The organism is Bacillus mycoides (assembly GCF_018742245.1).
In the GTDB taxonomy this organism is placed as follows: domain Bacteria; phylum Bacillota; class Bacilli; order Bacillales; family Bacillaceae_G; genus Bacillus_A; species Bacillus_A cereus_U.
This window is the reverse complement of the sequence record NZ_CP036132.1, coordinates 4,197,577-4,209,345: the sequence shown is the minus strand read 5'-3', so window position 1 is coordinate 4,209,345 and position 11,769 is coordinate 4,197,577. Positions and strand designations below refer to the sequence as shown.

The window sequence follows — 11,769 nt, the reverse complement described above, 5'->3', positions numbered from 1 at the left end:
AGGGAAAATCTATGGCTCGTAAAGTATTAGTAATGGGTGAAGTTCGTGATGGATCGCTACGTAACGTTTCGTTTGAAGCAGTAGCAGCAGCAAAAACAATTGCAGAAGGCGGTGAAGTGGTAGGTCTTCTAGTTGGAGACAGCGTTGCCTCTTTTGCAAATGAATTGATTCATTACGGTGCAGATCGCGTTGTGACAGTTGAAAATGATAAATTAAAATCATATACATCTGATGGTTATGCACAAGCATTTTTAGCTGTATATGCTGAAGAAAATCCAGAAGGCATTGTATTTGGACATACAGCACTTGGTAAAGATTTATCACCAAAATTAGCAGCGAAGCTTGAAGCTGGTTTAATTTCTGACGTAACTGCTTTAGAAATTGAAGGTGGCAATGTTATCTTTACTCGTCCAATCTATTCTGGTAAAGCATTTGAGAAGAAGATTGTAACAGATGGTATATTATTTGCGACAGTGCGCCCAAATAATATCGCAACTCTTGAAAAAGATGAATCGCGCAGCGGTGATGTGTCTTCTATTACAGTTGATGTGAAAGATCTACGTACAATCATTCAAGATGTTGTCCGTAAAACTGCAGAAGGTGTTGATCTTTCTGAAGCGAAAGTCATTATAGCTGGCGGCCGTGGTGTGAAGAGTGAAGAAGGATTTAAACCGTTAAAAGAATTGGCTGACGTACTAGGCGGCGCTGTTGGAGCATCTCGTGGTGCTTGTGATGCTGAGTACTGTGATTATTCATTACAAATTGGTCAAACAGGTAAAGTTGTTACACCAGACCTATACATCGCATGCGGAATTTCTGGTGCGATTCAACATTTAGCTGGTATGTCTAATTCAAAAATAATTGTTGCGATTAATAAAGATCCAGAAGCAAGTATCTTCAAAGTAGCTGACTACGGTATTGTCGGTGATTTATTTGAAGTATTACCTCTTTTAACAGAAGAGTTCAAAAAGTTAAAAGTACATTCATGATTTGAGTACCCTTGAGTTCCAAGTGAAGTACCCCTATATATAGAAAAAGGTGAGAGATCCCCTGTCTCTCATCTTTTTAGTATTTCATCCATATTTTTATATAGTATAAAGGAACATTTTTTTGTTACAATACATAACGATACATAATATTCGCCACGTATAAAAGTTAATGATATACTCTTGGTAGAATATACTTGAAGGAGGAAATAAAATGGCAATTATAAATGCAAATGACCAAAGCTTCGCAGCTGAAACTAGCGAAGGTGTTGTATTATTAGATTTCTGGGCGCCTTGGTGCGGACCTTGTAAAATGATCGCTCCTGTATTAGAGGAAATCGATTCAGAGTTAGGCGAGAAAGTAAAAGTAGTAAAAGTGGACGTTGATGAAAACCAAGAAACTGCTCGTCAATTCGAAGTAATGAGTATTCCAGCTCTTTTCGTATTAAAAGACGGTAAAGTAGTTGATCAAGCGTTAGGATATAAACCGAAAGAAGCGTTAGTAGAATTAGTTTCTAAACACTTCTAAAATAAAGAAGCTACCATTTGGTAGCTTTTTTTATTTTCTTTTTTTCAGCCTTTCCGTTACAATAAAGGAACGTATGTTGGGTGTTTTGACATAGTATGTTTTTATGTGAAAATAAAAATGATAAGCATGTAGAAATGGAGGGAGACGAGTGCACGAGCATTTAAAAGAGAAGTTAGCAATTTTGCCCGATCAACCTGGTTGTTATTTAATGAAGGATAAGCAGGGAACGGTTATATATGTCGGAAAAGCAAAGGTACTCAAAAATCGTGTGCGCTCGTACTTTACTGGTTCACATGATGGGAAAACACTTCGGCTTGTTGGAGAAATTGTTGATTTTGAATATATTGTGACTTCCTCAAATTTGGAGGCTCTTATTTTAGAGTTGAATTTAATAAAAAAATATGATCCAAAATATAATATTCAATTAAAAGATGATAAAACATATCCTTTCATTAAAATTACAGCTGAAAAACAGCCACGCTTACTCATTACGCGAAACGTAAAAAAGGATAAAGGAAAGTATTTTGGCCCTTATCCAAATGCGCAATCGGCACATGAAACAAAGAAATTATTAGATCGTATGTATCCACTTCGTAAATGCTCCAATATGCCAGATAAAGTTTGCTTATATTATCATATGGGCCAATGTTTAGCGCCTTGTGTGAAAGAAGTAACGGATGAGCAAAATAAAGAAATTGTAGATGAAATTATTAAATTCTTAAATGGTGGGCATAAAGAAATTCGTTCAGAATTAGAAACGAAGATGTACGAGGCTTCAGAGAAACTAGAATTTGAACGGGCGAAAGAGTTGCGAGATCAAATTGCTCATATTGATGCAATTATGGAAAAGCAAAAGATGATTATGAGTGATTTAGTGGATCGGGATGTGTTTGGATACGCAGTTGATAAAGGGTGGATGTGTGTTCAAGTTTTCTTCGTTCGAAAAGGAAAGTTAATTGAGCGCGATGTTTCCATGTTCCCGATATATGATGAACCTGAAGAGGGTTTTTTAACTTTTATCGGTCAATTTTATGAAAACAGTAGTCATTTCAAGCCGAAGGAAATTGTTGTTCCAGGAAGTATCGATTCAGAATTAGTAGAGCGCTTTTTAGAAGTTGAAGCGACACAGCCGAAGCGTGGGAAGAAAAAAGATCTTGTGGAATTAGCAAATAAAAATGCAAAAATTGCACTAGAAGAGAAATTTCACTTAATTGAACGTGATGAAGAGCGAACGATTAAAGCTGTAGATCATTTAGGAAAGCAGCTCGGTATTGAAACACCTTATCGTATTGAAGCGTTTGATAATTCAAATATTCAAGGGGCCAATCCTGTTTCAGCAATGATTGCTTTTATTGATGGGAAACCAGCGAAGAAAGAATATCGGAAATATAAAATTAAAACGGTCCAAGGGCCAGATGATTACGAGTCTATGAGGGAAGTTGTGAGACGCCGTTATACGAGAGCATTGAAGGAAAATTTACCTTTGCCAGATTTAATAATTATCGATGGGGGAAAAGGACATCTCACGGCTACAAGTGATGTTCTTGAAAACGAGCTTGGATTATATATTCCAATGGCAGGACTTGTAAAAGATGAAAAACATAAAACATCACATTTAATTATTGGGGATCCGCCTGAGCCTGTTATGCTTGCGAGGAATAGCCAAGAATTTTATTTATTGCAGCGCATTCAAGATGAAGTACATCGATTTGCAATTACATTCCATCGTCAATTACACGGGAAATCTGTTATTCAATCGGCGTTAGATGAAATTCCCGGAATCGGTGATAAACGAAAAAAAGTATTGCTAAAACATTTTGGTTCATTAAAAAAGATGAAAGAAGCTTCCGTATCGGAATTTGTCGAAGCGGGTATGCCGAAAAATGTAGCGGAGACAATTTATACTTATTTAACAGATAAGAAGACGTTGTAGTTTACAATGTCTTCTGTTTTTTGATATAATTTCTGAAGATTTAAAATAAACACACCTAAATGAATATACAAAAAAGTCAACTAAACTTATATGTCTAGTTGACTGTAAGTAGATGCTACACTTCAATGAGATCTTTTATATCCCATTTAACAAGAAATGTAATAGAGTCTGAACGTTTTTTCTGTTCCTCATAGGACTCTGCAACGACGTTTCTTTGTCTTTGAATTTGCTCGGCGATAAATCCAGCTTCTAATTGATAAGATGAATGTCTTTTTTGTTTTTGACGCTCAGTAATAAGTGTACCTTTAAGTTGAAATTGCATTTCACGACGTTTATGTTCAATGATGCTTAAAGTGCCCCAACCAGCTTTTTCAAAAAACTGAATGACTTCTTCAATTGTTTCTAGCGGATATTTTCTCGCAAGGTTTCTACCGGCCCAGTATAAAATACCATCTAAATCGTTACCAATTAAATCAGGTAGTAATTCTTCACGTAGCAATTCATAAGCGAAGGCGTTCAATGAAACATCTTCTAAAGATGTTATATCGATTGTATTTTTGCTCACAATATTCCCCTCTTTCTATAGGGATTATTATATAACATTTTTCATTTATAAAAACAGATTTTTCTTTGGGGAAATCTGAATATATAAGAAAAAAAAAGAATTGGCAAATTATATGCAAATTATGTATACGTTTTCTTGACGCTTCGACAAAAATAGGGGTAAAATGAACTTGGAATCAAATTATGCTGAAATATTTCGAATAATTTTTTCAGTTTTTCTTATGCCAATAGTGAAAAAACATTATTGTTGTAAATTAATCTGAAAACAGCAGTCAAACATTCAAGGGGGTAATGGGGACATGAAAGGCCGCGAGTATACGTTTCGTAAGTGGCACTCATTAATGGGGGTCATCCCGGTTGGTGTCTTTTTGACGCAACATTTAATTGTAAACAACTTTGCAACAAGAGGAGCAGAGGCTTTTAACAAAGCTGCAGGCTTTATGGAGCTCCTTCCATTCCGGTATGCGCTAGAAATTTTCATCATCTTTTTACCTATACTGTACCATGCTATATATGGCTTATATATTGCATTTACAGCTAAGAACAATGCGGTATCTTACGGCTATTTCCGTAACTGGATGTTCGTCTTCCAACGAATTTCAGGTATCGTTACGCTGATCTTCATTTCTTGGCACGTCTGGGAAACTCGTATTCAAGCATTGTTAGGTAAAGAGGTAAACTATGATATGATGGCAGATATTTTAAACAACCCATTTATGTTTGGTTTCTATTTAGTTGGTGTTGTTTCAACAATTTTCCACTTTGCAAATGGACTATGGACATTCTGCATAAGCTGGGGAATTACAGTATCTCCACGTTCACAAAGAATCTCTACTTATGTAACATTAGCTATTTTCTTAGGTCTATCTTATGTAGGTGTGAGTGCATTATTAGCGTTCATCGATCCACAGCTAGCAAACCAGTAAGGAGTGGGAGAGCATGAAAGGGAAACTTATAGTAGTCGGCGGTGGCTTGGCCGGCTTAATGGCAACGATTAAAGCGGCAGAAGCAGGAGTAAATGTTGAACTATTTTCTTTAGTACCAGTAAAACGTTCACATTCTGTATGTGCCCAAGGTGGAATTAACGGTGCCGTAAATACAAAAGGTGAAGGGGATTCTCCATGGATCCACTTTGACGATACAATTTATGGTGGGGACTTCTTAGCGAACCAACCACCAGTTAAAGCGATGTGTGATGCAGCACCTGGTATTATTCATTTAATGGACCGCATGGGTGTTATGTTCAACCGTACGGAAGAAGGACTTCTTGATTTCCGTCGTTTCGGTGGAACACAACATCATCGTACAGCATTTGCTGGCGCAACAACTGGTCAACAATTACTATATGCATTAGATGAGCAAGTACGTCGTCATGAAGTAGCAGGACTTGTAACGAAATATGAAGGTTGGGATTTCTTACGAGCTGTTGTGGATGATGAAGGTGTGTGCCGAGGAATCGTCGCGCAAGACTTACAAACTATGGAGATAAAAAGTTTCCAAGCTGATGCCGTGATTATGGCAACAGGGGGCCCTGGTATCATCTTTGGAAAATCAACAAACTCTATTATTAATACAGGTACAGCAGCGTCTGCTGTATATCAACAAGGTGCATATTATGCGAACGGTGAGTTCATTCAAATCCATCCAACGGCAATTCCTGGAGACGATAAGTTACGTCTTATGAGTGAATCTGCACGTGGTGAAGGTGGACGTGTTTGGACGTATAAAGATGGTAAGCCATGGTACTTCTTAGAAGAAAAATATCCAGCTTACGGAAACCTTGTACCTCGTGATATTGCAACGCGTGAAATCTTTGATGTTTGCGTAGAGCAAAAACTAGGTATTAACGGTGAAAACATGGTGTACTTAGATCTTTCTCATAAAGATCCGAAAGAACTAGATATTAAACTTGGTGGAATTATTGAAATCTATGAGAAATTTACAGGTGATGATCCTCGTAAACTACCAATGAAAATCTTCCCAGCGGTTCACTATTCAATGGGCGGATTATGGGTTGATTATAAACAAATGACAAGTATTCCAGGTTTATTTGCAGCAGGTGAGTGTGATTATTCTATGCACGGTGGTAACCGCCTTGGTGCGAACTCACTATTATCAGCAATTTACGGTGGTATGGTAGCAGGACCGAACGCGATTGAGTATATGAAAGGTCTTTCTAAATCATCTGATGCTGTTTCATCTACTGTATATGAGCAAAATGAATTAATCGAAACAGAGAAATTTAACAATATTTTAACGCTTGATGGTAACGAAAATGCATATGTTCTTCATAAAGAGCTTGGAGAATGGATGACGGATAACGTTACAGTAGTTCGTGAAAATAAAAAGTTACTAGAAACTGATGCGAAAATTGAAGAGTTAATGGCGCGTTACAAACGCATTAACATTAACGATACAGCGAGATGGAGTAACCAAGGTGCTTCATTTACACGTCAACTTGCAAATATGTTCGAGTTAGCACGTGTTATTACAATTGGCGCATATAACCGTAATGAAAGCCGCGGAGCACATTACAAACCAGAATTCCCAAATCGTGATGATGCAAACTTCTTAAAAACTACGATGGCGAAATTTGAGGGAGAAGGAAAAGCACCAGCATTCCATTACGAAGAAGTGGATGTTTCATTAATTAAACCACGTAAACGTGACTATTCCTCAAAACATGATGTAGCTGCTAAGGGTGAAGAGAAGGGGGATAAGCAACATGTCTGAGAAAACAATCCGCCTCATCATTACGAGACAAGATGGACCAGATGCACAAGAGTTTGACCAAGAGTTTGAAATTCCATATCGTCCAAATATGAATATTATTTCGGCACTGATGGAAATTCGTCGTAATCCTGTTGATTCAAAAGGAAACCAGACGACTCCGATTGCATGGGATATGAACTGTTTAGAAGAAGTATGTGGTGCTTGTTCGATGGTGATTAACGGAAAACCACGTCAATCATGTACAGCTCTTATTGACCAGTTAGAACAACCCATCCGCTTAAAGCCGATGAAGACATTCCCGATTGTACGTGACTTACAAGTTGACCGTAGCCGTATGTTTAATGCGTTAAAACGTGTTAAAGCTTGGATTCCAATCGACGGTACGTACGATCTAGGACCAGGTCCAAGAATGCCAGAGAAAAAGCGTCAATGGGCATATGAACTTTCAAAATGTATGACATGTGGTGTTTGCTTAGAGTCATGTCCGAACGTAAACAGTAAATCTGATTTTATTGGACCAGCACCGCTTTCACAAGCGCGTTTATTCAACTCGCATCCAACTGGTGAAATGCATAAAGCAGATCGCTTGCGTGCAATTATGGGTGATGGAGGACTTGCAAACTGTGGTAACTCTCAAAACTGTGTGCAGTCATGTCCGAAAGGTATTCCATTAACAACTTCAATTGCAGCATTAAACCGTGATACAACAATTCAATCGTTCAAAGATTTCTTTGGTAGCGACAATAACTATTAATAAATATTGCCTCTTCGTGTTGAAGAGGCAATATTTATAAGTTTATTTTTCTGTTTATTCTGTTTATTTTAAGAGCGAAAAGGAGAGGGAACGATGAAGAGAATTTCTTATATTGAAGACTTTGAGCAATGGGAAAGTGGTTTTTCATTTTATAATCCTGTCAAAGTTCGTTTTGGTGAAGTAGATATGTTTGGACATGTAAATAATGTCGTTGCTTTTACATATTTTGAAGAAGCTCGTATCGCATTGTTTAAAGAACTTGGATTTATGCAAGAATGGACACATGAATCTTCAGAAACGATGATCGTTGTTGCAGATTTACAATGCAATTTTATTAAACAAATTTATTTTGATGAGCAGTTGAAAATATATGTAAAGGCAGGAGCGGTTGGGAACTCCTCTTTAGATTTACACTATATGGTCAAAAATGCAGAGGGGGAAGTTTGTTTAGTTGGACGCGGTATGATGGTCCAAGCATCGAAAAGAACTGGAAGAGGCGAACCGTGGCCTGAGGAATGGAAGAAATTATTACAATAATAGAATAAAAGAAAAATAAGAGAGCGATTCGCTCTCTTATTTTTTGTCCTTCGTTGCCTCTTCTAATGTTAGGTGGTGCTTATATATGTATGCGGCATATGGATTGCCAACGTAGCGTAAGTGCCACGGTTCGTATGAATACTCTGTTGTCTCTGTTTTATCCTCTAAATAACGAATGACAAATCCGAACTCATGGGCATGTTCTGCAACCCATTTTCCTTCTGCTGTCTCTCCGAATCTTGGTTCTAATTGGAATTTAGCAGATTTTGAGCTAATATCCATTGCTAGACCAGTTTGATGCTCGCTTGTTCCAGGAATTGCACTTACCGAATCAGCCGCAGCTTTTCCTTGGCGTTTAATATATGTATTATGTAATGACTGTTGGCGTTTGTAAGAACGGTAACCTGAAACTGCTGTAAGTTCTAAACCTTCTTCTTTCGCTGCTTGGAACATTTTTTCAAGAGCGTCTGCAGCATCTTTGCGAAGTAATGTTTTCTCTTTATCTTTTGGACTAGTAAATGGTACGTTCGGTTTCGTTAAATCTTCTGGAATGTACCCATCTGGTAATTTACGATGTTTATTGACTAATACAAGAGCAGAATCTGGATTTGTTACAACGGAAAAATTATCATCTAGTTTCTTTGCATTATGATCAGCTTTTGGAAAAGCAGGAATCTCTTCTTTTGGATGGTTACTATGTTTTTGACTTTCGACAGCTTTCGCCTCATTTTGCAGTGGTGATTTAGAACCAAAGTAAGCGAAAGATGTGATACCGATTACAATAGTAGTGGCAGAAATAAGTATTATCTTTTTCATGATACCTTGTAATCACTGTCCTTTCTTAATAAAATATGTATCGTTTTTATTATAAATCTAGTTTATTGAAAAAGAAATATAAGAGTCATAACGTAATAGAAATGCAAAGAAAATGTCAGAAAATGTGTGAAATTGTAGTATTTTTTTTATATAATTCATTTCCTATCTTTCATGTGATTCATTTTTTATGTAATATATACATATAAGGAGATGTAACGATTATGGAGAATAAAGGACTTCTTGTATAGACTAGGAGTGAATGGGAATGGATTTTGCAACAATTATTGGAGTCATTTTAGGAGTGTTGGCAGTAGTAGTAGGAATGGTCGTCAAGGGCGCTGACGTAATGGCCTTAGTTAATCCTGCAGCAGCATTAATTATTTTTGTTGGTACATTTGCTGCAGTATGTATTGCCTTTCCAATGAATCAACTAAAAAGGATTCCAAAATTATTTAAAGTTCTTTTTGGTTCAAATAAAAAAGATTTAAGTTATGAACAGTTACTAGAATTATTTGTTCATTGGACATCTGAGAGTAGAAAATACGGTATTTTGTCTTTAGAACAACAATTAGATAAAATTCAAGATGAATTTCTCTTGCGTGGTATGAAGTTTGTGATTGATGGTGTATCTGCAGAAGACTTAGAACAAATTTTAGAAGCTGAATTAGAAGCAATTGAAGAAAGACATGCAAAAGGAGCTACTATTTTTTCGCAAGCTGGTACATATGCACCTACATTAGGGGTTTTAGGTGCTGTTATTGGTCTTGTAGCTGCACTTGGAAATTTAACTGATATTGAAAAGCTAGGACATGCTATTTCAGGTGCGTTTATTGCAACGATTTTCGGTATTTTTTCAGGTTACGTATTATGGCATCCATTTGCAAATAAATTAAAGCAAAAGTCTGCTGCTGAATTAGAGAAGAAACGTTTAATTATTGATTGTTTATTAATGTTACAAGAAGGTACATATCCATTTATTATGAAAAACCGCATTTTAGGTGCGCTTTCTGCAACTGAGCGTAAAAAGCTAGAAAAAGGAGCAGAAAAAAATGCGGAGTAGGAAGAATAGAAGAAGTAAAAGGAAAAAGCATGACGAGCATATCGATGAAACTTGGTTAATCCCGTATTCTGATATGCTAACGTTGTTGTTTGCGCTGTTTATTGTTTTATTTGCAATGAGTAGTATAGATGCTGCGAAATTTAAACAGATGGCAGTAGCTTTTCGAAGTGAACTAGCAGGTGGAACAGGAAATAAAGAGTTTTTAAGTGATCAAAAACCAAAAGAAGAAAAAGAGCTATCGGCAAGTGGTTTGGAATCTGAGAAAATCAAAAAAGATGCTGAAGCTGAAGTGAAACAGCAAGAAATGAATGAATTAAAAGCAGTACAACAAAGTATTGACAAGTATATTGAGGAAAAGCAATTATCTTCTTCTTTTAAAACGGATTTAACTGAAAAAGGATTAATGGTAACGATATTAGAAAATGTATTATTTGACTCAGGGAAAGCAGATGTGAAGTTGGAATCATTAGGGATTGCAAAAGAGATGTCTAACCTGCTTGTGTCGGCATCACCTCGTGAAATTACAGTGTCGGGTCATACAGATACAGTTCCTATCGCAAATGCTCAGTTTGCATCAAACTGGGAGTTAAGTACACAGCGTGCAGTTAATTTTATGCAGGTGTTACTCCAAAATAAAGAATTGCAACCAGAAAAATTTAGTGCAGTTGGTTACGGAGAATACCGTTCAATTGCACCAAATGATACGCCAGAAGGAAAAGCGAAAAATAGACGTGTTGAAGTGTTTATCTTGCCTTTAACAAGAAATATGCAGTAAAAGAGGATGGCAAATGCCATCCTCTTTTATTTTGTATCAAATGATTTTAAGTTGTCACGACGGATTTTATCTTTTTCTGCATCTGATTTTTTGAAATTATAGTCATATAAAGCGCCTTCCCAATCACCGTACATTGGATTAGGGAAAATGATGAATTTTTCACCAAATTGTGCTTTTGATTCTGCTACTGTTTCATTGCGATTTTTTACAGATTTCCCATCAAAATCAGTGAAATCAGATAGGTTGTCACCGAAGAATAGGACGATGTCATGTGTTTGAGAAACAAGTTCACGACGCTTTTCTTTTCCTTTTTCTTTCGGGTCTTGTAGTAATATATGTTCTTTCGTTGCTTGAGGAGCCCCTACGCGCTCAAGGTTTTTAATTGTTGCATCTAGTTGATTCGTTTTACGATTTGAGATGTAGTAAATATCTACACCTTTAGACTCTGTGTATTTTAAGAAATCAATAGCGCCTGGGAGAGCCTCAGCTTCAGCCTTATTAATCCAATCGTCCCATTTATAAGGATAGCCTTTTCCTGTTTTTACGCTCATAGCTTGATGAGGACTGTTATCTAAAACAGTTTCATCTAAATCAAGTATGATAGCAGGTTTTTTGCCTGTCCCTTTTGCAAGAGCTGCATCAAGCTTCAATTGACCAATATTGTATCCTTGGTAGTATAGTGCTTTCGTTTCGCCAGCTGTTTGATACCATAAATCAGCCATTAATTGCTGGTCTGTTAATTGTACTTTCTCTTCTTTTGCCACTGTTTTCTCAGCTGTTCCTGAACATGCTACAAGCGATGTGGAAAGAACGGCTACAGATAATAAAGTGGTAATACCCCTCTTCATCTTCATATGTATCCTCCTTGATGTTAGTAAATCATTTAATATTATATATTAAAATATAATGCTTTTTATAATTTTTTTTATGAACATTTGCATATTGTCTTTTGTATATGTAGTAGTTTGTCCTATATTAGAAAGATGAGTTAAATAATAATAATTGTTTTGACAAGTTTTATTGTCGTAATGACAATTATAATTGATAAAAACAGGGTTTTTATTTACGATTTTAACTAAATG

General features: G+C 36.5%; 12 protein-coding genes. 9 read left to right on the top strand and 3 right to left on the bottom strand.

What is annotated here, in order from left to right:
• Positions 1 to 11 precede the first annotated feature (11 nt).
• The 3 genes from etfA (at position 12) to uvrC (ending at position 3,448) form a co-directional block, all read left to right on the top strand.
• Positions 12 to 989: an electron transfer flavoprotein subunit alpha gene (gene etfA / locus EXW56_RS21575; protein WP_002199237.1), complete on the top strand. Its 978-nt coding sequence runs from the start codon at positions 12 to 14 to the stop codon at positions 987 to 989.
• Between the two features lie 211 nt (positions 990 to 1,200).
• Positions 1,201 to 1,515 (top strand): thioredoxin, encoded by a 315-nt coding sequence (gene trxA, locus EXW56_RS21570; protein ID WP_000974757.1) that lies wholly within the window; start codon positions 1,201 to 1,203, stop codon positions 1,513 to 1,515.
• A gap of 148 nt (positions 1,516 to 1,663) precedes the next feature.
• Positions 1,664 to 3,448, top strand: a complete 1,785-nt coding sequence (gene uvrC / locus EXW56_RS21565; RefSeq protein ID WP_002199238.1) for an excinuclease ABC subunit C — start codon at positions 1,664 to 1,666, stop codon at positions 3,446 to 3,448.
• A gap of 115 nt (positions 3,449 to 3,563) precedes the next feature.
• On the opposite strand, the gene EXW56_RS21560 is transcribed toward uvrC, so the two are convergent.
• Complete coding sequence (locus EXW56_RS21560; RefSeq protein ID WP_002015405.1) at positions 3,564 to 4,013, bottom strand: YslB family protein; 450 nt, start codon at positions 4,011 to 4,013, stop codon at positions 3,564 to 3,566.
• Positions 4,014 to 4,311: 298 nt separating this feature from the next.
• Between EXW56_RS21560 and sdhC the strand changes: the two genes are divergently transcribed.
• From sdhC to EXW56_RS21540, 4 genes are all read left to right on the top strand, one after another.
• The gene (gene sdhC, locus EXW56_RS21555; protein ID WP_002015407.1) at positions 4,312 to 4,938 is read left to right on the top strand and encodes a succinate dehydrogenase cytochrome B558; all 627 of its coding nucleotides are present in this window, start codon (positions 4,312 to 4,314) and stop codon (positions 4,936 to 4,938) included.
• A gap of 13 nt (positions 4,939 to 4,951) precedes the next feature.
• Positions 4,952 to 6,745: a succinate dehydrogenase flavoprotein subunit gene (sdhA, locus tag EXW56_RS21550; RefSeq protein ID WP_002112104.1), complete on the top strand. Its 1,794-nt coding sequence runs from the start codon at positions 4,952 to 4,954 to the stop codon at positions 6,743 to 6,745.
• A complete protein-coding gene (gene sdhB / locus EXW56_RS21545; protein ID WP_002088861.1) occupies positions 6,738 to 7,499 on the top strand; it encodes a succinate dehydrogenase iron-sulfur subunit in 762 nt (253 codons plus the stop codon). Before sdhA ends, sdhB begins: the two co-directional genes overlap by 8 nt.
• A 93-nt stretch (positions 7,500 to 7,592) precedes the next feature.
• On the top strand, positions 7,593 to 8,036 hold the full coding sequence (locus EXW56_RS21540; RefSeq protein WP_002160315.1) for an acyl-CoA thioesterase: 444 nt from the start codon (positions 7,593 to 7,595) through the stop codon (positions 8,034 to 8,036).
• A gap of 36 nt (positions 8,037 to 8,072) precedes the next feature.
• On the opposite strand, the gene EXW56_RS21535 is transcribed toward EXW56_RS21540, so the two are convergent.
• Positions 8,073 to 8,852 carry a M15 family metallopeptidase gene (locus tag EXW56_RS21535; protein WP_002199239.1) on the bottom strand — a complete coding sequence of 260 codons (780 nt, stop codon included), beginning with the start codon at positions 8,850 to 8,852 and terminating at the stop codon, positions 8,073 to 8,075.
• Positions 8,853 to 9,117: 265 nt separating this feature from the next.
• Here EXW56_RS21535 and motA point away from each other — a divergent pair, with 265 nt between their 5' ends.
• Together motA and motB are read left to right on the top strand one after the other, a co-directional pair.
• The gene (gene motA, locus EXW56_RS21530) at positions 9,118 to 9,912 is read left to right on the top strand and encodes a flagellar motor stator protein MotA (protein ID WP_002112100.1); all 795 of its coding nucleotides are present in this window, start codon (positions 9,118 to 9,120) and stop codon (positions 9,910 to 9,912) included.
• Positions 9,902 to 10,687 carry a flagellar motor protein MotB gene (gene motB, locus EXW56_RS21525; RefSeq protein ID WP_002112099.1) on the top strand — a complete coding sequence of 262 codons (786 nt, stop codon included), beginning with the start codon at positions 9,902 to 9,904 and terminating at the stop codon, positions 10,685 to 10,687. Before motA ends, motB begins: the two co-directional genes overlap by 11 nt.
• Positions 10,688 to 10,713: 26 nt before the next feature.
• On the opposite strand, the gene EXW56_RS21520 is transcribed toward motB, so the two are convergent.
• The gene (locus EXW56_RS21520; protein ID WP_215596925.1) at positions 10,714 to 11,541 is read right to left on the bottom strand and encodes a 5'-nucleotidase, lipoprotein e(P4) family; all 828 of its coding nucleotides are present in this window, start codon (positions 11,539 to 11,541) and stop codon (positions 10,714 to 10,716) included.
• Positions 11,542 to 11,769 lie beyond the last annotated feature (228 nt).

What these genes read in the sequence shown, in the direction of transcription:
- etfA (WP_002199237.1), top strand. Translation starts at nt 12, where the DNA reads ATGGCTCGTAAAGTATTAGTAATGGGTGAAGTTCGTGATGGATCGCTA.
- trxA (WP_000974757.1), top strand. Translation starts at nt 1,201, where the DNA reads ATGGCAATTATAAATGCAAATGACCAAAGCTTCGCAGCTGAAACTAGC.
- sdhC (WP_002015407.1), top strand. Translation starts at nt 4,312, where the DNA reads ATGAAAGGCCGCGAGTATACGTTTCGTAAGTGGCACTCATTAATGGGG.
- sdhA (WP_002112104.1), top strand. Translation starts at nt 4,952, where the DNA reads ATGAAAGGGAAACTTATAGTAGTCGGCGGTGGCTTGGCCGGCTTAATG.
- sdhB (WP_002088861.1), top strand. Translation starts at nt 6,738, where the DNA reads ATGTCTGAGAAAACAATCCGCCTCATCATTACGAGACAAGATGGACCA.
- EXW56_RS21540 (WP_002160315.1), top strand. Translation starts at nt 7,593, where the DNA reads ATGAAGAGAATTTCTTATATTGAAGACTTTGAGCAATGGGAAAGTGGT.
- EXW56_RS21535 (WP_002199239.1), bottom strand. Translation starts at nt 8,852, where the DNA reads ATGAAAAAGATAATACTTATTTCTGCCACTACTATTGTAATCGGTATC.
- motA (WP_002112100.1), top strand. Translation starts at nt 9,118, where the DNA reads ATGGATTTTGCAACAATTATTGGAGTCATTTTAGGAGTGTTGGCAGTA.
- motB (WP_002112099.1), top strand. Translation starts at nt 9,902, where the DNA reads ATGCGGAGTAGGAAGAATAGAAGAAGTAAAAGGAAAAAGCATGACGAG.
- EXW56_RS21520 (WP_215596925.1), bottom strand. Translation starts at nt 11,541, where the DNA reads ATGAAGATGAAGAGGGGTATTACCACTTTATTATCTGTAGCCGTTCTT.